This is a genomic window from Oceanobacillus sp. FSL W7-1309 (genome assembly GCF_038002145.1).
In the GTDB taxonomy this organism is placed as follows: domain Bacteria; phylum Bacillota; class Bacilli; order Bacillales; family Amphibacillaceae; genus Oceanobacillus; species Oceanobacillus profundus.
Genome location: NZ_JBBOBX010000001.1, coordinates 124,199 through 142,976, shown reverse-complemented (window position 1 = coordinate 142,976; position 18,778 = coordinate 124,199). Strand labels below are relative to the sequence as shown.

Annotated in this window: 15 protein-coding genes and 3 riboswitches; of the genes, 13 read left to right on the top strand and 2 right to left on the bottom strand. The window is 37.7% G+C overall.

Annotated elements, in window-relative coordinates:
* The first annotated feature begins 34 nt into the window (after window positions 1-34).
* The 9 genes from NST46_RS00650 (at window position 35) to NST46_RS00610 (ending at window position 11,704) form a co-directional block, all read left to right on the top strand.
* Window positions 35-1,000, top strand: coding sequence for a dipeptidase (locus NST46_RS00650; RefSeq protein WP_095310797.1), 966 nt, complete (start codon window positions 35-37; stop codon window positions 998-1,000).
* 82 nt (window positions 1,001-1,082) lie between these two features.
* Window positions 1,083-2,687, top strand: coding sequence for a glutathione ABC transporter substrate-binding protein (locus NST46_RS00645; RefSeq protein ID WP_341136582.1), 1,605 nt, complete (start codon window positions 1,083-1,085; stop codon window positions 2,685-2,687).
* 373 nt (window positions 2,688-3,060) lie between these two features.
* Window positions 3,061-4,656 carry an ATP-binding protein gene (locus NST46_RS00640; RefSeq protein WP_339316425.1) on the top strand — a complete coding sequence of 532 codons (1,596 nt, stop codon included), beginning with the start codon at window positions 3,061-3,063 and terminating at the stop codon, window positions 4,654-4,656.
* 4 nt (window positions 4,657-4,660) lie between these two features.
* Window positions 4,661-5,359: a response regulator gene (locus NST46_RS00635; protein ID WP_095310791.1), complete on the top strand. Its 699-nt coding sequence runs from the start codon at window positions 4,661-4,663 to the stop codon at window positions 5,357-5,359.
* 80 nt (window positions 5,360-5,439) lie between these two features.
* The gene (locus NST46_RS00630) at window positions 5,440-7,113 is read left to right on the top strand and encodes an SLC13 family permease (protein ID WP_339317530.1); all 1,674 of its coding nucleotides are present in this window, start codon (window positions 5,440-5,442) and stop codon (window positions 7,111-7,113) included.
* 408 nt (window positions 7,114-7,521) lie between these two features.
* Window positions 7,522-8,988 (top strand): ABC transporter permease, encoded by a 1,467-nt coding sequence (locus NST46_RS00625; protein ID WP_339316428.1) that lies wholly within the window; start codon window positions 7,522-7,524, stop codon window positions 8,986-8,988.
* Between the two features lie 36 nt (window positions 8,989-9,024).
* Complete coding sequence (locus NST46_RS00620; protein WP_341136581.1) at window positions 9,025-9,696, top strand: ABC transporter ATP-binding protein; 672 nt, start codon at window positions 9,025-9,027, stop codon at window positions 9,694-9,696.
* On the top strand, window positions 9,689-11,206 hold the full coding sequence (locus tag NST46_RS00615; RefSeq protein ID WP_339316430.1) for a PASTA domain-containing protein: 1,518 nt from the start codon (window positions 9,689-9,691) through the stop codon (window positions 11,204-11,206). Before NST46_RS00620 ends, NST46_RS00615 begins: the two co-directional genes overlap by 8 nt.
* A 171-nt stretch (window positions 11,207-11,377) precedes the next feature.
* Window positions 11,378-11,704: a hypothetical protein gene (locus tag NST46_RS00610; RefSeq protein WP_095310780.1), complete on the top strand. Its 327-nt coding sequence runs from the start codon at window positions 11,378-11,380 to the stop codon at window positions 11,702-11,704.
* A gap of 66 nt (window positions 11,705-11,770) precedes the next feature.
* On the opposite strand, the gene NST46_RS00605 is transcribed toward NST46_RS00610, so the two are convergent.
* A complete protein-coding gene (locus NST46_RS00605; RefSeq protein ID WP_341136580.1) occupies window positions 11,771-13,144 on the bottom strand; it encodes an LLM class flavin-dependent oxidoreductase in 1,374 nt (457 codons plus the stop codon).
* A gap of 34 nt (window positions 13,145-13,178) precedes the next feature.
* Window positions 13,179-13,730, bottom strand: a complete 552-nt coding sequence (gene ssuE / locus NST46_RS00600) for an NADPH-dependent FMN reductase (protein WP_303447591.1) — start codon at window positions 13,728-13,730, stop codon at window positions 13,179-13,181.
* Between the two features lie 381 nt (window positions 13,731-14,111).
* Window positions 14,112-14,218: riboswitch (SAM riboswitch) on the bottom strand.
* A gap of 127 nt (window positions 14,219-14,345) precedes the next feature.
* Window positions 14,346-14,452, top strand: a riboswitch (SAM riboswitch).
* An 87-nt stretch (window positions 14,453-14,539) separates the two neighbouring features.
* Between ssuE and NST46_RS00595 the strand changes: the two genes are divergently transcribed.
* From NST46_RS00595 to NST46_RS00580, 4 genes are all read left to right on the top strand, one after another.
* A complete protein-coding gene (locus tag NST46_RS00595) occupies window positions 14,540-15,592 on the top strand; it encodes an LLM class flavin-dependent oxidoreductase (protein WP_339316438.1) in 1,053 nt (350 codons plus the stop codon).
* A gap of 18 nt (window positions 15,593-15,610) precedes the next feature.
* Window positions 15,611-16,579 (top strand): ATP-grasp domain-containing protein, encoded by a 969-nt coding sequence (locus NST46_RS00590; RefSeq protein WP_339316440.1) that lies wholly within the window; start codon window positions 15,611-15,613, stop codon window positions 16,577-16,579.
* 15 nt (window positions 16,580-16,594) lie between these two features.
* Window positions 16,595-16,702, top strand: a riboswitch (SAM riboswitch).
* A gap of 357 nt (window positions 16,703-17,059) precedes the next feature.
* On the top strand, window positions 17,060-18,370 hold the full coding sequence (locus NST46_RS00585) for an O-acetylhomoserine aminocarboxypropyltransferase/cysteine synthase family protein (protein WP_341136579.1): 1,311 nt from the start codon (window positions 17,060-17,062) through the stop codon (window positions 18,368-18,370).
* A gap of 32 nt (window positions 18,371-18,402) precedes the next feature.
* Window positions 18,403-18,765 carry a hypothetical protein gene (locus NST46_RS00580; RefSeq protein WP_251659245.1) on the top strand — a complete coding sequence of 121 codons (363 nt, stop codon included), beginning with the start codon at window positions 18,403-18,405 and terminating at the stop codon, window positions 18,763-18,765.
* Window positions 18,766-18,778: the final 13 nt, after the last annotated feature.

Below are 18,778 nucleotides of genomic sequence, written 5' to 3'. Positions count from 1 at the left end.
AGTCATGATAAAATAGAAAAAGGAGTGTGGAAAAATGAAAATAGTTGATACACATTGTGACGCGCTTTTAAAGTTGCAGCTTTCGAAAAGAGGGCAATATGGAAACCAGTTATCTCTGGATTTTCGTACAGCCCCTGAATTACAAACGAATTTATTCCGTTTAACGAAGGGAAATGTCATGCTTCAATTTTTTGCTGTCTTTATTCCACCGCATGTACCATCAGATGAAAAGTGGCAGCATGCTTTAGAACAAATTGATCTATTTCATACGGAGATTATCAATAAAAACCCAAAGATGAAGCATATTAAAAAATGGAACGAACTAGCTTCCCTGAAGCCAGGGGAAATTGGTGCAGTCTTGACATTAGAAGGAGCCGATGCATTTGGCAATGATTTAATGAAGCTTCGGCAGCTATATCGCTTTGGTGTTCTATCTATTGGGTTAACGTGGAATAATGCCAATCTTTGCGCGGATGGTGCAGAAGAGCCTCGTGGCGGTGGATTAACATTGTTCGGTAAAGAGGTCGTTCAATTGAACAATGCTCAAAAGGTGTTTACAGACGTTGCACATTCAACAGTGAACGGATTTTGGGATATTATTGAGCATGCTGATTATCCAATTGCCAGTCATTGCAATGCAAGAGCGATTTGCAATCACCCTAGGAATTTGGATGATGAACAAATCAAAGCATTGATTACCAATAATGGACTTATTCATGTTGTCTTTTATCCTCCCTTTATTCATAAAGATAAAGAGGAAGCTCAAATAGATGATTTACTGAAACATATTGAGCATATTTGCGCACTTGGTGGTGTACAGAATATTGGGTTTGGATCGGACTTCGATGGGATATCAAACTTTGTTACAGGATTAGAGGATGCTTCGTCATATCCAACTCTTATTGAAAAACTTCTACATTATTATTCAGAGGATGAGGTTAAGGGTTTTAGTTATCAAAACTTTTTAGAACATCATATGGTTAAAGAATCAGTTCAATAAGTGACAAAAGTTTGAAATTAAAGATTAATTTCGATATATTAGATGAGTTAAACTACATAAACGAATAAGGAGAAAACAGCACATGAGAATGCGGAAGAAATCTTATATTTTAATCTTTTTAATTGGCTTTCTAAGCATCGCGCTTGTTGCTTGTGCAAGCGAACCTAATGATGTAGATGATGCAGATGAAGGAAACCCAGATGGACAAACAACACAAGGTGGCGATTTAATTATTGCCAAGCAATCTGATGTGGTGTCACTTGATCCAGCTGCATCAAATGATACGCCATCTAGTGATGTACAGCGCAATATCTTTGAAACACTCGTAACACAAGATGAAAATATGGAGAACCAGCCATTGCTTGCCGAAAGCTGGGAGCAAATTGATGATACAACATGGGTATTTAAGCTTCGCGAGGGAATCACATTCCATGATGGTTCTGATTTTAACGCGGAGGCAGTGAAAGCAAATATCGATCGTACACTTGACCCGGAAGTTGGATCACCAAGAGCGATTATGTACAACATGATTACGGAAGTAGAAGTAATCGATAATTATATCGTTCAATTTAAAACAGCGTATCCATTCGCACCACTTCCAGCACATCTTGCACATCCTGGTGGAGTGATGATTTCAAAAGAACAAATTGAAGAAGATTATGCTGCGATGGAAAATGGCGAAAATCCTGGAACTGTCATTAGTGCAAACCCACAAGGAACAGGGCCATTTGTCTATGATGAGTGGCAGCCAGGCCAATTTGTACGCTTGTTAAAAAATGAAGATTATTGGGGTGAGCCTGCAGTACTAGATTCGGTAACATTTAAAGTTGTTGCGGAAGATTTAACTCGTATCGCAGAACTTGAAACTGGTGATGCGGATATTACAAATCCACTGAGTCCATCAGATGTTAGCCAAATCGAAGCAACAGATGGCTTATCCGTTCAACGCCAAGAAAGCTCTGCATTATCTTATTTGGGATTTAATATGGCAAAGGAACCATTTGATGATGCACGTGTAAGAAAAGCAATCTCAATGGCAATTGATAAAGAGCAAATTATTGAGGGGATTTATGATGGTATAGGAATACCTGCAAAAGGTCCAATCGCTCCGAATGTATTTGGTTATAGTGAAGAGGTTACGGGTCTTGATTATAATGTAGAAGCTGCGAAGGATTTGCTAGCTGAAGCTGGGTTCGAAGACGGCTTCTCAACAACTATCTGGACGAACGATGATCGCCAGCGGATAGATACTGCAACAAATATTCAGGCTCAGCTTAGGGAAATTGGAATTACTGCTGAAGTGGAAATCCTGGAGTGGGGAGCAATGCTTGAGCAAACAGCTAATGGCGAACACGATATGTTTGTCTTCGGCTGGACAACGGTTACTGGTGATGCAGATAATGGACTATATCCGTTACTCCATTCAGATAACCTGGGTAATGCTGGGAATCGTACGTTTACCGAAGATGAAGAGCTTGATGAACTATTAGATCAAGCCCGCCAAACTGTTGATCCCAATGAGCGGTTGGAACTCTATCGTCAAGTACAGGAACTATTAGTTGAAATTGCACCAATGGTTTACATCCATCATCAGGAATATTTAATGGGCGTAAATGAAGACGTGAATGGTCTAACGCAAATGCCGACACAGCTTTTAAACCTGAAAGATGTATATATGAAACAATAACATAACTCCTTCTAAGGTGATATATCTTAGAAGGAAGTTTTTTATTTACGAGAAAGTACTATTATGGAACAAAAATAACGCAAGACAAATGGTATTAAATTCCCTGATTCATTAATCTTTCTTAACGTTGACACAAATACTGAAAAGTATAATACTAATAAACGTATGCTCTTTATTCTGAAAAGAAATTCAATTGATTTGAGATACAAAACGTATAGAGCACCTATACGCATAGCTTCCCAATTAAAATAAAATTGATAAATCATAGAAGAATGCTTTTTTGTTATGAGATACATCAAAATTGGGTCACTATCTCTAGCTTAAACACCATTTCATATAACTTGTATACAGTATTTAAAGGAGTGCGTGACAGATGAAGCAACTATGGGGGAAAGTTTCATTAAAAGGCCAAGTGATGTTATTTACTAGTCTTATAGTTATACTATCACTCCTAATATTGAGTTTGTTTGTGGCTTATAACCAATCCAAAAATACAAAGGATAATCTAGCCGAAAAGGTTCAAATTAGCGCAAGCCACATTGCTTATAATACACTTATTCAAGATTCACTACTTGTTGGAGAAACCAATCAAGAATTAATTGATTACGTTGAGCTTGTTCGTGAAGAAAATGACTTTCTATATATTGTCGTAATGGATAACCAAAAAATTCGTTTTACCCATCCTGACCGTGAAAAAATTGGACAAACCTTTGTTGGGTCAGATGCTGAAGAAGTCTTGGATGGCGAAAAATATACATCAGAAGATATAGGCACATTAGGCCCGTCCATGAGGGCTTTTCATCCTGTTTGGGATCAACAAGGCAATCAAATTGGAGCTGTTTCTGTCGGGATTGCAACGAAATCGATTCAAGAAGCTGTCTTAGAAAATCAAATTATCTTAATTATGATTACTGCGATAAGTTTAATCCTTGGTCTTATTGGTGCTTGGTATCTCGCTAACCGAATGAAGAAAACATTGAATGGCATGGAGCCAAAAGAAATCGCTTTAGCTGTTCAAGAAAGAAATTCCATGCTTGAGGCTGTTAATGATGGGATGTTAGCGATAAATAATACGGGAGAAGTTCTTTTAGCCAACGATACAGCCCAGCAATTTTTAAGGCGGACTGGCTACCAAGGACAATTCGAACATACTCCTATTGATCTTATTTGGCCAGAGTTAAAACTTCAAGAGGCGATAAAGACAAAATCTACTGCCCTCCATGAGCTAATCAAAAGAGGCGATGTTGAAACAATCGTCACTCGAGTTCCTATCTATGTCAATAATCAATGTGTCGGTGCACTGGCAACCTTTAATGAACGAAGCCAACTCAATGACTTAATGAGACAACTTATTGGAGCAGAAGTGTATGCACATAGCTTAAGAAGTGAAACACATGAATTTATGAATAAACTTCATATCATTCAGGCGATGGTTGAAACAGAATCCTATGAAGAATTAAAAGATTATATTGCAGATATATCTGAGCGTTACCATCTGAAAACAGCAAGTGCTGCAAGCCAAGTCGGCCAGCTAGTTGAAGATGTGAGTATTGCTCATTATCTAGCTAAAAGAATTGGCTGGATGGAACAAATGGGGGTTAACGTTCATGTCCAAAGTGGAATACCTTGGCCAAGCATGAATACGGAGTTCATTGATACTTGGGTTACGGTGATCGGTAATACTTGTGATAATGCATGGGAAGCGATGAAGCATAAGGAGCATAAAAACCTGACACTCACATTAAAGCAAGTCGGTGGAGTGCTGCGTTATGTGATTGAAGATAATGGCATTGGGTTTTCGGCAAGCGAGCAACAAGTTTTAATAAGTTCAAAAAAAGGTGATCATGGATATGGAATAGCCAATATCAAAAAGAAAATTCAGCTGCTTAATGGAACATTAGACATTTTATCTGAAAAAGATAAAGGGACTATTATTACGGTTCACATTCCTTATACAGAAAGGAGCTAAGCAAATGATTAAGGTTGCAATGATTGAAGATGATGTAGATGTTAGTAGATTTCACCGTCTATTTTTAAATAAAATAGACGGTTTTGAACTTATATTTGATACACATACGCTCGAAGATGGATTGAAAAAACTTAAGCAACATCAACCTGATCTACTTCTGCTTGATGTTTATATCGGCACGACGAATGGTCTCGACCTACTGAAAAAAATTCGAGCAGAAGGAATAGATTTGGATGTGATCCTAATTACTTCAGCTAATGATGCGAAAACGGTTCAAACGGGACACCGCTTTGGTGTTGTCGATTATTTAATCAAACCATTTTCTTTTAAACGTTTTCAAAAAGCTTTAAATCGATACCGTTTGAACAAGCTAGATAAAAGTGAAGTTTTTTCGCAGCAAGAAGTTGACCGATTATTTCATAAGGGCGGACAAAATAAAGTCTATACGCTGCCTAAAGGAATTACGAAAGAAACTGCCTTTCGTATCATGCAATGTTTGATTGAAATCGATGACTGGCTTACTGCAACGGAGCTTGCTGAAAAATGTTCCATATCACACGTATCTTTACGTAAATACCTGCGTTTTTTTGAGGAAGAAAAATTAATCGAAACACAATTAATTTACCAAGTTTTAGGTCGGCCTTTACAAAAATATAAAGCTACAATTGACGCACCTCTTTTTTTAGAAGCTGGTTTCATTTAATTAAATAAACTAGACGTAGCTTCTGGTTTCATGAATAATGTAGTAAACGCTTTCAAATATTTGAAAAAGAGGTGGATATGATGAAACAAGACTTTGCCCTTGTTTGGAACAAAATGTGGCAGCAGCATAAGAAAACAAAAGATGCACTTAACGTGTTTGCTTATGCTAAAAAAGACAGTCAAGCCTTAAAAAAGGAGTCAGGTGATTATGAACAACTGAATCAAAAAGATGCTAAGCCAAATAAACCAAATGAGAAAAAACCTTACTCAAAAGGTCAACAGGTTGGATTAATATTAGGACCGATGTTATTTGTGCTAACACTAATTTTCTTCTTTCCAGAAGGTCTATCAACAGAAGGAAGGTTTGTATTAGCTTCTACTCTATGGATTGCTACGTGGTGGATTACAGAAGCGATTCCGATTCCGGTGACGTCCTTAATGCCCCTTATTTTACTGCCACTGACAGGAAGTATGGAAGGTTCAGCGGTTGCTTCTGCTTACGGAAATGATATTATTTTCTTGTTTTTAGGTGGTTTCTTTATTGCGACGGCGATGGAAAAATGGGATTTACATAGAAGAATCGCCCTGTTCATTATAGCTGTTATTGGAACGAGTACACAACGGATTTTACTTGGATTCATGTCGGCTACCGCCTTTTTATCGATGTGGGTTTCTAATACAGCGGCGGTAATGATGATGATTCCAATGGCTCTTGCAATAACTGCACAAGTAGCTGCTACACTTAAAGGTCAAAAAGATGGATCAGATTTGCCAAAATTTGAAAAGTCAATGCTTTTTGGAGTTGGTTATGCTGGGACGATTGGCGGTTTTGCGACCTTAATTGGAACACCTCCAACTATAATACTTGCCGGACAGGTTAGAGAACTATTTGGCATCGAAATTTCCTTTGCATCATGGATGTTGTTTGCAACACCACTCATGATCATAGTCCTGCTTAGTACTTGGTATTATTTAGCAAAAATTGCTTTTAAGATTAATCTTAAACAGATACCGGGTGGAAAAGAATTGATCCAAGATGAGAGAAAGAAGCTTGGGAAAATTTCCTATGAAGAAGGCGTTGTTTCAGCCGTCTTTGTTTTTGCCGCTTTTATGTGGATTTCAAAAGACTTTTTCTGGAGTGGAGAAAGTGCACTGATTTACCAATTACCAGGAATTTCAGATGGGATGATTGCCATGATGGCAACTGTTCTATTATTTTTAATCCCCGCAAAAGCGAGTCCGCGTGTACTCGAGTGGGCTGATTCGAAAGACATTCCATGGGGTGTGTTGTTATTATTTGGTGGAGGACTTGCAATTGCAGCAGGTTTCCAATCAAGTGGCTTATCTAGTTGGCTAGGAGAACAGCTTACAATACTCGATGGTCTCCATATCTTTATCATTATTGCTGGTGCAACTTTATTAATTATGATGTTAACAGAAATCACGTCTAATACAGCTACAGCGACTATGATTATGCCAATTTTAGGTGCTTTAGCAGTTGCGATTGATGTCCACCCGCTTGCTTTAATGGCTCCATGTGCCATTGCGGCTAACTGTGCATTTATGCTGCCGGTTGGAACGCCGCCAAATGCGATTATATTCGGGACTGGAAAACTAAAAATTATCGAAATGGTAAAAACAGGATTTGCTTTAAATGTGTTCTCAACGATACTCATTGTTTTATTTGCTTATTTTATGCTGCCGCTTATATTTAATATTGATTTAACAACCTTCCCAGAGGGGTTATTAAAATAATAGTATTCAAAGAAGTAATACAAGTATGGTGTAACTTAAGAAAATCCTTCTAAGATAGTAGAAATCTTAGAAGGATTTTTTATGCATTCATTTGTCTTAGGACAATATATTATCAAATACAGAGTTTGCTAGTTTCTAGGAGAGGTTTCTGTAAAATTGATTATGATGGAAATGGTAATTTTATCCAATCAATAAGTAAATACAAATTTTGGATTTTTTTTAAAATATTAGTTGTTTTTCTGGTGTATTACGAATATAATACATTTATATTACAAAAATAATACAATTAAATAGAGTGAGGTGAGAGTTAGCTTCCAAGGGAGCCTTGAATAACATCTATCATACATATATTTATTCATAAGTGGATTTATTGGCAAAAGTGGAATTATTTTAGTGAGGGGGTTTGGAATGAATTTTATTAAACGTGGGTTTTTAGGTATTACAAGAAAAAAAGGGAAATCATTAATTTTATTAGCAGTTATTTTTATTTTAGGGAATTTAATATCAGGAGCAATTTCTATTCAACAGGCAACTGGTAATGTAGAAACGAATATTAAAGATAGACTGGGAACTGCCGCAACGCTCGAGCTCGATCATGAAGCAGTGGAAGATCTAAGCGAGGAAGAGTGGCTAGAGATTGAAAACATAGACATTGATTTGATAAAACAAATTGGTGCGCTTTCCTATGTGAAATACTTTGATTATAATACGTCTACCTATCTAGGGTCAGAGAGCATTGAGAGCTATCAGGGTGAAGGGACGGAAGATGAAGTAGTTATGATGGGCCCCAGCATGGACTTTAAGCTGAATGGAATTAACTATGCTCCCGTGATTGATTTTGAAGAACAGAAGGGTAAATTAGTTGATGGTCGCGTTTTTACCCAAGATGAAGTGGACAATGGCACTTCTGTAGCTATCATCTCAAATAAATTGGCAGAAAAAAATGATCTAAATGTAGGTGATACTTTTACATTAGAGAATGCAGTCTATACGTATGATGAAGAAACAGGTGAAGAGGATGTAGTCACTTCTCGAGATGTCGTATTGGAAGTAATTGGCTTATTTGAACCGCAGTCAATTAAAGAAGATATAGAAGTAGACTCAGATACCGGTATGATAGATTGGATGGACATAGAGTATCAAAATACAGTATATGTTCCAAATGAGATTGTCGCCAGCGAAAATAGATATCATATGGAAGAATATATGAAAGAGGATGAAGAATTTGCAAAAATGATGGAAGAAGAAGGGGACTCTTTCGAATATTACACACCGATGTTTTATTTAAACAGCCCTGAAGATAGTGAAGCATTTGAAGAAGAGGTAGCTCCATTGCTGCCCGAATTTTATACTGTAATCAATGCTACGGATCAATACGATAGCATCGCAGGACCAATGGAGTCGATGTCCAAACTAGCAAAATATGTTTTGCTTGTTGCAGTAATTGCAACGGTGCTGATAACTGGATTAGTAGTTTTACTATTCCTCCGGGACCGGAAACGCGAACTGGGCATTTACTTATCCTTAGGGGAACGACGGATCCGTGTGGTAGGACAAATTCTAATTGAAGTGATGGTGGTTGCAGTAATTGGTATCACATTATCCTTGTTTAGCGGGAATCTCTTAGCTGGACAGGTATCTGATATGATGATGAAAGCTAATGAGAATCAAGATGAGTATTATGAAGAGTATATTTATTTTGGTGATACACAAATAGATTTGACAACAGAGGATGTCATAGACTCTTATGAGGTAAATCTTAACTCAAGCTATGTTCTGGGCTTCTATGGAATTGGCCTGTTAACTATTTTAATTTCAACGGTTATCCCGCTAATTTATATTGTAAGGCTAAATCCGAAGAAAATACTGATGTAATAGAGAGGTTACGCTCATTACTAGAGAGGTGAGAATATGATATTAGAAGCGAAAGATTTAAATTATTATTATCAAGATGGCGAACAACGTCGTTATATCTTAAAGGATACATCTGTCTCTTTTGAAAAAGGGAAGTTTTATACGATTTTAGGGCAGTCCGGTTCAGGGAAAACCACCTTGTTATCATTACTCAGTGCCTTGGATTCGCCCCATAGCGGAAAAGTATTATTTAATGAAGAAGACATTAAGAAAATTGGCTATGAAAAGTACCGTCGTAATAATGTCGGGATTATTTTTCAAAGCTATAATTTAATACCGACCTTTACAGCTGTGGAAAATGTACTGGTTCCTATGACGATTACGGAAAATGAAATTCCAGAAGATGCAAAGACAGTAGCTTATAATTTACTAGATTATATTGGTATTGTAAAAAGTAAAGCAGATCGTTTCGTTAATAAGCTTTCTGGGGGGGAGCAGCAGCGTGTGGCTATTGCCCGAGCTCTCGCGACCAATGTGGAATTAATTCTTGCTGATGAGCCTACAGGAAACCTTGATGAAGAGATGGAACAGGAAATTATTGATATTTTTAAAAAATTGGCACATGAACACGGGAAATGTGTCATTGTGGTAACGCACTCCAATGAAATTGCTTTACAGTCTGATCAGGCTTTCCATTTGAGGAAGGGTGCACTGTCTTCCTATGAGTGATTTTTTATCAAAGTTTAATAAAGACAAGTATGATGATCTGGTAAATGAAAAAGAAGACAAAGAAATAAAAGATAAGAAAGAAGAGAAAAGTGTTAAGCAGGAAAAAATAGAAACGCAGCGGAAGCAGGAAGAACAAGCTTCTGCTGCGGAAAGTGAAGAAACAGTACCTGAGCGTAATACCCCGCTTAAGTCAGAGTCTAATTCTTCCAGAAGCAGTCGCCGTCAAGACGCAGAAGAAGAAGTAGAAATTGATCAGGATTATCGAAAGAAAAAAAGACGCCGGATGTGGCTGATTATTTCTGGAACTGTCATAGCTTGTGTTTTGATATTCTTCATTTACTATATGCTTGTTCATGTGAAAGTTGAAAATTTTGTGGACAAGCCTGTTTCAGAAGCACGTGCTTGGGCAAGTGAAAATGATGTAGAGGTTGAATTAGCGCAGGAATATAGTATGGAGTATGATGCAAACCAGATTATTTCGCAAAGTGTATCTCCTGGAGAAAAGATTAGAAAAGGAAAAACGCTTCAATTAACTAGCAGCTTAGGAGCTGACCCAGAAGAGGTTATTCCGCTTGTTGATTTTTCGGAGATGACACATGAGGAAGCGCAAACCTGGATTGATGAAAATAAAGCAGAAAATTTGCAGATGGTCACAGAATATAGCGATGATATCGAAGAAGGTGGCTTTATTCAGTTTTCCATCAGGGATAGCAACATTGATGAATCAGAATACAAGCGTAAAGATAGTGCTGCTGTCTATTATTCAAAAGGAAAAGAAGTTTTCGAGAAGAATATCAACATACCTGATTTTGCTGGGGTAGCCAAAGAAGAAGTAGAAAAATGGGCAGAAACCAATGAAATTGAAATGACATATGAAGAATCGGATTCCGACACGATTGAAGCCGGGAATATTATTAGTCAGAGTGAAGCACCAGATGAAAAAATTGCTAAAAGGGATAAAATGAAAGTTGTTGTCTCATTGGGAGAAGCTACTGAAGTTCCGAACTTTGGGGAGCTGACTCCAGAAGAAGCTGTGGCAAATTATCCTGATCTACTCGTGACAGTAAAACATAAATTTAGCACAGATGTTTCATACGGAACACTTATTTCACAGTCCGTTGAGGCAGGAACAAAGCTGACGGATAAAGATAATAAGAATATTACCGTTACTTATTCAGAAGGAAGTCCTTATTTACGTGATTTTCGAGGTCAGTTAGAAGGCGATCTCCCAAGATTGTTTTATGAAGAATATCACTCGAAAGGTGCCGATATTAACTATATTGTGAAATATGTTGATTCCCCTGAAGTGAAAGGTACCGTCGTGGACATGGGTGTATTTAATGAATTTGTTCGGATGACTTATACGGTTGAAATCCGTATCAGCAATAATGCTTCGGCAGCACCGAATCCGTCCGATTACTTTGAGGATGCACCGGAAGATTATGTAGTAGGTGGCGGACCGGAACAACCTGTGGAAAGTGATGAGAGCGATGAGGTTTATGAGAAATAAAAGCAATATTATTTTAGACTGAGAAGCCTTTAAAGTTATAATGGGAGTACTATCATTTATAGGGATAGTGCTCCTGTTTTTAATTTCCATACAAGAGAATTGAGTCTAAATGTATATTTTCATAAAAAACGGCAGAAATTATTTAATGACTTTAAATTAGTGGGTGAATTGATGAAAAAATTGATTTTTGCAGTGGTTCTTCTCCAAGTAATTGTCCTAGCAGTGTCATATAATACAGTGAATGCAGAAGTAATAGAGCATGAGAGTAATGATAAGGAATCATCACATCATAATTGGGTAGAATATAGTACGGATACAACTGTATTGGAAGTAGGTTCTCATGAGGGTTCGTATATGAAAAACCTCCTTAGATATTCATATGTATGTGATATTTCTCATAAAATAAAAACAGTTGTTTATTACTGTGATGAACATGATCATACGAAATCTGAAACATTTTTGGAAGAAGTAATACATAGTGAGGAGCACAGACATTGAATGGTAAACTCACCAGTAAAAAAGCATGCCTATAATGAAATGGCATGCTTTCTTTTTTAGTTATTTCTACTTTACAAGCAAGTGTTTTTTCCTTCCAGGATGCGTATCAAGGAGCTTATCGCCTTTTCCAAATAAGTTATCTCTTAAAGTACTTCCTTCATATTCGGTTTGAACAAGCCCTCTTTCTTGTAAAACAGGTATGACGAGCTCAACGAAATCATTAAAAGACCCTGGAGTAATGGCATATGCGATGTTAAATCCGTCTATACCAGCTTCGTTGACCCATCGCTCCATCTCATCTGCAATCTGTTCGGGAGCGCCAATTGCCGTTGCTCCCATTCCACCAATACCAATTGTTTGGATAACATCCTCTACTGTTGATGGTCGATCAGGATGGATTTTTGTGAAATTTTCAAGTGCGGACCGAATCGAATCATTTTCGATATAACTGATTTCTTGATCCTTTGCGTACTGGGATAAATCGACTCCAGTCCACCCACCGAATAGTGCTAGTGCACCTTCTGCACTTATATATTGTTGATAGTCTTTATATTTTTCTTTAGCCTCTGCTTCTGTTTTGCCAACAATCGGTACAAACATCGTAAGAATTTTTATTTCATCTTTGGATCTTCCTGCCCGTTCGATATCTTCTTGCAGTTTATCCACGGTTGCTTTTGCTGTTGCAATCGTTGGTGCGCCAATGAAAACAAGCTCCGCATTATTAGCTGCAAAAGCACGCCCCTTTTTGGATGCGCCCGCCTGATAAAGAACAGGGGTCCGTTGGGGAGAAGGCTCACATAGATGAGCACCAGGGACCCGGTAATATTTTCCTTGATGGTTAATATCATGAACTTTACTTGGATCTGTAAAAACGCGATTTTCTTTGTCAAGCTTTACCGCATCATCTTCCCAGCTTTCTTCCCAAAGCTTATAGCAAACTTCCAAATATTCCTCCGCAATATTATAGCGTTCATCATGATTAATCTGATCTTCTAATCCCATATTAACAGCTGCGCTTTTTAAATAAGAGGTAACGATGTTCCAGCCAATACGTCCATTTGTTAAATGATCTAACGTACTGATTTTACGAGCAAATGTGTATGGATGCTCATGTGTCACAGAAGCAGTAATTCCAAAACCGAGATGCTTTGTCACTGCTGCCATGTATGGAACAATTAGAAATGGATCATTAACTGGTGATTGCACACCATTTCTTACTGCTGCATCACGGGATTCACCATATACATCATAGGTCCCTAATACATCTGCAATAAAGACTGCATCGAATCTTCCATTTTCTAATGTTTTTGCAAGCTCAGTCCAATAGGTACTATCTTTGTATCGATGCGACTGATCATCTGGATGTGTCCATAGTCCAGGTGATTGATGTCCCGGAGTATTCATATCGAAAGCATTTAAAAAAATACGCTTTTTTGTCATATTATTTCTCCCTTTTTATTATTGAATAGCATCTTTAGTACGTAACAACTTCTCTAGCAACTGGATTATTTATAAGCTGAACAAAGTAAAAGAGTTGTTTTTTTGTTCGTTGTAAAATATCTTCATCAATAATTGGAAGGGAATTTTGCTTATCAATCTGTCTATCCAATAGGTAAAGACCTTTTAAATTATGTGCTTTTAATGTAGCAAGAACCGGCTTTAACGTATATTCGACAGCAAGTAAATGGGAGGGACTTCCACCTGTCATAAGCGGTAGTACTGGCTTATGTTTCAAAATATCCTGTGGCAATATATCAATCAAAGCTTTTAGTACACCGGAATATGCTCCTTTATATACTGGTGATCCGACGATTAGTCCTTTGGCATGTTGGATTTTGACTGCAATTTCTTTAACAGCAGTACTATTGAAATTTCCTTGAAATAAATCTTCATAGGCTACATCTTTTACGGAAATATGCGTTACTGAGAATTGCTCACCTTCTAATAAAGTACCCAAATATTTAAGCACCTGCTCAGATCTTGAAAACTCAGAAGGACTTCCGGATAGAATTACAATCTCGCTCATGTAAACATTCTCCTTTAGCTTTTTATTTGTACTCTACGAAACACTGGTTAATATTAGACTTTTGAGAAATTGCACTAATCCGTAATGATGGATTGGTACGTATACTCGCTACGGAAACACACTACGCTTTATTCGGGGGACCCGTGAACCTTTTTGAACTGTCGTTTTTGAAGTCTCACTATGGCTCCGTCCCCCGGCAGAAGTCACTGTTTGTTTCCACCGCTAGTGCTAGATCATTGTGTATATTTAGCGGAATTGCTCATACCACAGCAGTTAGTTCACAGTTTAAATTTAGTTGACAGGTACTAAATATTTAATACGAGTAAAAAACCCCCTTTTCTTCTAAAAAGAGAAAAGAGGGTACACTACATCATTTATCAGCTCTTATCTCTCAAGAAAAAATCTTGCTGGAAGTAGCACCTTTCTAAAATAATTAGTGGTTGCTGAAGCGTCATAGGGCCAGTTCCCTCAGCTTCTCTTGATAAGAATTTTCAATTGTTGGATATATTCTAATATATCAAATCATATAAGTCAACTAAGAATTATAAGAATTAATTGATTGACATTTCTTAAGTTCTATATTATTATTCAACCAACAACTTCATTATTTGATTTATCTTATCACGAGAGGTGGAGGGACATGGCCCAAAGAATCCTCGGCAACAGGTTCATTTAAGAATACTGTGCTAATTCCATCAAGCGGACTGCTTGGAAGATAAGAAGAGCATACATACATAATATGTAAAACCTCTATTCTTATCCTAGAATAGAGGTTTTTTGTTGAACAGAAGTTAGGAGGAGATGGAACAATGAAATATGGGTTTTGGTTACCGATTTTTGGTGGATGGCTAAGGAATGTAGAGGATGAAAATATGCCACCAACATTTGATTACGCAAAGAAAGTCATTCAACACGCTGAAACGTGGGGTTATGATACAACGTTAATAGCTGAATTATATTTGAATGATATTAAAGGGATTGAAGCCGATTCTATTGAAGCATGGACAACTGCCGCAGCACTGGCAGCTGTTACCGAGAAAATGGAAATTATGACCGCTGTCCGACCGGTATTCCATAACCCGGCGGTAACTGCTAAAATGGCCGCAAATATTGACCAAATTAGCAATGGTCGATTCACTTTAAATGTTGTCTCTGGTTGGTGGGAGGAAGAGGCCAAACAGTATGGTGGAGAATTTACAGAGCATAATGATCGCTATGATCGTACAAGTGAATTTTTAGAAGTTTTAAAAGGATTATGGACGGAAGAGACATTTTCTTATGATGGAAAGTTTTATAACATTAAAAATACAAATTTATCACCAAAGCCAGTTCAACGGCCAAATCCAATTTTATATGCTGGTGGTGAGAGTGAAAAAGGAAAGCAAGTTATTACAGCTTATTGTGACGCATATGTGATGCATGGCGGAACGGTGGAAGAAGTTAGGAATAAAATTGAAGATATGAAGAGACGTAGAAAGAAGGCTGAAAAAGAAGCATTGCAATCATTTAGTATGGCTGCCTATGTTATTTGCAGAGATACGGAGGAAGAGGCACAGGAAGAATTACACCGTATTACGACAGTTAAAGATGCTGCAGGCTATGCAGGTATGAAAGATTTTACAACGAAGTCAGAGCTTGAGCAACAGCTTAAATTGCAAGATTACTCAGTATCAAACCGGGGATTGCGTCCGAATCTTGTTGGCACACCGGAACAAATTGCAAAGCGAATTTTAGCTTATGAAGCAGCCGGAGTAGATCAACTATTATTACAATGCTCTCCACAGCTTGAAGAATTGGAACGCTTTGCAAAGCAAGTAATGCCTAAGGTTGAAGAATTACGTAATTCATTAACGCATATCTAAGTTAGGGGAGAATTATAAATGAGTAAAATATACGTTATCCATGAAAATAATGAGTGGACAGAGCATTTAATTAATCGATTAAAAGAGCTTAATTTACCTTATGAAGATTGGTTGCTTGATAATGGTACGGTTGATCTTAGTGCAGCACCTCCAGAAGGGGTTTTTTACAATCGGATGAGTGCCTCGTCACATACCCGTGGAAATCGGTTTGCACCAGAATTAACGAATGCTGTACTCGCGTGGTTAGAGCATCATGGAAGAACTGTAATAAACGGCAGTCGTGCACTGCAGCTTGAAGTAAGCAAGGTTCTGCAATATCTTGAGCTTGAAAAGTATGGTGTTAAGACACCAAAGACAATTGCAGCTGTAGGGAAAGAAAATATTTTACAAGCAGCAGAAGCTTTTAAAGGGAAGAAGTTTATAACGAAGCATAATCGTGCAGGTAAAGGCTTGGGCGTTCAATTATTTACTTCCATAAACGCACTGCAAAATTATGTGGAAGGGGAGTCGTTTGAAGAGCCGGTTGATGGCGTTACGTTACTTCAAGAGTATATTGAATCTCCGGAATCCTATATTACGCGATGTGAGTTTGTTAATGGAAAGTTCCTTTATGCTGTGCGTGTGGATACATCAGAGGGATTTGAATTATGTCCGGCAGATGGTTGCACAATCGATGATCTTTTTTGCCCGGTGGGTGAAGAAAGTGCCCAGCCAGCTAAGTTTCAAATTCGTGAGGGATTTAATCATCCAGTATTAGAAAAATATGAGCGTGTCCTAGCGGCGAATAATATTCGTATTGCAGGAATCGAATTTATTGAGGATAAGGATGGGAATATTTACACGTACGATATTAACACAAATACGAACTACAATAGCGAAGCAGAAGCAAAAAGCGGAAAATACGGTATGCTGGAAGTAGCGAGGTTTTTAGGGAGTGAACTGGAGAAATTGAGAGAACATGTAGGGAGTTCCCCCAGTGCAAATTAGTTGACCCATAAAAAATCCTTATCTAGAGTCTGGGGAAGAATCTGGTCTAATGATCCTGCGGCAGCAATTATGTCATAAGTTGAGTAGCAAGGTGCCAATTCTTAATTCCACTGAAAATAAGGAGGGTGTATGTGATAATTCAAAGAGGCTGCGAGATATCTAAAGTATTTAAATAAATGAAGAACGATAGACAAACTTAGCGCAGAAAATATACGTAGACGGAAGGGGCATGGGTGAGACATTGGGGTACATATCACAAGGGTGCTCACCATCTGTCGCTTGATGCTCTAAGTATATTTCCGAATCGGATATTTTTGTCAATCATGTTTGAATGTTTACTGATAAAAACACTTTCAGCCTCTTTGTTATTGAAAAACATTTTTTAAAAGCGATGTTTTTTTATCTGTTAAACCAAGTTAACCTATCTGTTTAATTAAATTAGTTTTGCTGCCATTAAATAATGAAAAGGAGATATAAAAAATGACGAATGAACATGATGGTATTTTAAATTTTAATACTATTGCACAGCACGGGGGACAAGAACTTGATGCGGTAACACATTCTAGGGCTGTACCTATCTATCAAACAACATCCTATGGGTTTGAAAGCACAGATCATGCTGCATCCCTATTTCAAATGCAGGAGGAAGGATATATTTATTCACGTAATGCGAACCCAACTAACCGGGTCCTTGAAAAACGCCTAGCAGGGTTAGAGGGTGGTGTGGATGCATTTGCAGTTTCTTCTGGACAATCAGCCATCACAATCGCTTTATTAACACTTGCAAAAGTAGGAGATGAGATTGTGACAACAAATGCATTATACGGTGGAACGTACAATCTTTTCTCTGAAACGTTTAAACGTTTTGGTGTAACGGTTCGTTTCGTTGATGGAACAAATTTCTCAGAAATAACCAATGCGATTAATGCAAATACAAAGGCAATTTTTACGGAGACAATTGGGAATCCTGGGCTGCAAATAGCTGATATCGAAAAATTAGGCCAAATAGCTGATGAACACGGTATACCTTTAGTTGCAGATTCTACTTTCACGACACCGTATCTCCAATGCCCGATCGCATTTGGAGCAGATATTGTTATTCATTCGACAACGAAATTTATTGGTGGGCATGGAACATCGATTGGCGGAATCATTATCGATGCAGGAAAGTTTAACTGGGCAAATGGTAACTTTCCAGAATTTACAACACCCAAAGATTCACTAAATAACCAATCATATGTGGAACTGACTAGTGAAAGTGCTTTTATTTCAAAAGCTAGATTTGAGTTAGGGCATGATCTTGGAACAGCCTTATCTCCTTTTAATGGTTGGTTATTTATTCAAGGGCTTGAATCACTGTCGCTTCGAATGAAACAGCATGTCGAAAATACGAAACAGATTGCTGCGTATTTAAATGAGCATGAACTTGTAACATGGGTAAACTACCCTAGTTTAAAAGGAGATGGTCAATTTGAGCTTGCGGAAACTTATTTACCTCGTGGAGCAGGAGCAATCTTTACATTTGGCATAAAAGGAGGACTTGAAGCGGCAAAAACGTTTATCCAATCGGTAAAGCTTTTATCACATGTCGCTAATGTAGGTGATTCAAAAACACTTGTTATCCATCCGGCAAGTACGACCCACTCTAGATTATCACCAGAAGAGCAGCGAATTACCGGTGTTACACCAGAATTAATTCGAATATCGGTCGGATTAGAAGATGCTGAGGATATAAAAGCTGATATTAATTCCGCTTTACGGAAAAGCCTGGGAGCTAGTTTTGTAGAATAAAGAAAAATACAAAGAAGTGAGGAGAGAAAAGTATGATTATTGCTGCAGTACTGGATGAAAGGAAGTTTATCGTACCAATTGTTGAAGGAAAGGTTTTACGGATTTATAATTCAAAAACTAAACAGGTTGCAGACTATGAAAATCCAGCTGTACATTTAAAAGAAGGAAGAAGGGGTGCAGCATTAAAATTTGCTGAAAAGCAAGGTGTGGAGGCATTCGTTGCCCCACCACAGACATTCTGTGAACTGTCATATGAAAAAGCTAGAAATGATGGTATTCAGTTTTTTCAGTTAAGCAATTCAATCTCATTTGACCAATTTGAAGATAGAATTAAGTCCAATTTACTTTTGCATCAATCAGAGTTGCCAGAAAATGAAATTGCTCCTAGTTTTTAAAAATGAATGAGAA

What these genes read in the sequence shown, in the direction of transcription:
- NST46_RS00595 (WP_339316438.1), top strand. Translation starts at nt 14,540, where the DNA reads ATGAAATATGGGTTTTGGTTACCGATTTTTGGTGGATGGCTAAGGAAT.
- NST46_RS00650 (WP_095310797.1), top strand. Translation starts at nt 35, where the DNA reads ATGAAAATAGTTGATACACATTGTGACGCGCTTTTAAAGTTGCAGCTT.
- NST46_RS00645 (WP_341136582.1), top strand. Translation starts at nt 1,083, where the DNA reads ATGAGAATGCGGAAGAAATCTTATATTTTAATCTTTTTAATTGGCTTT.
- NST46_RS00625 (WP_339316428.1), top strand. Translation starts at nt 7,522, where the DNA reads ATGAATTTTATTAAACGTGGGTTTTTAGGTATTACAAGAAAAAAAGGG.
- NST46_RS00580 (WP_251659245.1), top strand. Translation starts at nt 18,403, where the DNA reads ATGATTATTGCTGCAGTACTGGATGAAAGGAAGTTTATCGTACCAATT.
- NST46_RS00640 (WP_339316425.1), top strand. Translation starts at nt 3,061, where the DNA reads ATGAAGCAACTATGGGGGAAAGTTTCATTAAAAGGCCAAGTGATGTTA.
- NST46_RS00635 (WP_095310791.1), top strand. Translation starts at nt 4,661, where the DNA reads ATGATTAAGGTTGCAATGATTGAAGATGATGTAGATGTTAGTAGATTT.
- NST46_RS00590 (WP_339316440.1), top strand. Translation starts at nt 15,611, where the DNA reads ATGAGTAAAATATACGTTATCCATGAAAATAATGAGTGGACAGAGCAT.
- NST46_RS00610 (WP_095310780.1), top strand. Translation starts at nt 11,378, where the DNA reads ATGAAAAAATTGATTTTTGCAGTGGTTCTTCTCCAAGTAATTGTCCTA.
- NST46_RS00585 (WP_341136579.1), top strand. Translation starts at nt 17,060, where the DNA reads ATGACGAATGAACATGATGGTATTTTAAATTTTAATACTATTGCACAG.
- NST46_RS00630 (WP_339317530.1), top strand. Translation starts at nt 5,440, where the DNA reads ATGAAACAAGACTTTGCCCTTGTTTGGAACAAAATGTGGCAGCAGCAT.
- NST46_RS00620 (WP_341136581.1), top strand. Translation starts at nt 9,025, where the DNA reads ATGATATTAGAAGCGAAAGATTTAAATTATTATTATCAAGATGGCGAA.
- ssuE (WP_303447591.1), bottom strand. Translation starts at nt 13,730, where the DNA reads ATGAGCGAGATTGTAATTCTATCCGGAAGTCCTTCTGAGTTTTCAAGA.
- NST46_RS00615 (WP_339316430.1), top strand. Translation starts at nt 9,689, where the DNA reads ATGAGTGATTTTTTATCAAAGTTTAATAAAGACAAGTATGATGATCTG.
- NST46_RS00605 (WP_341136580.1), bottom strand. Translation starts at nt 13,144, where the DNA reads ATGACAAAAAAGCGTATTTTTTTAAATGCTTTCGATATGAATACTCCG.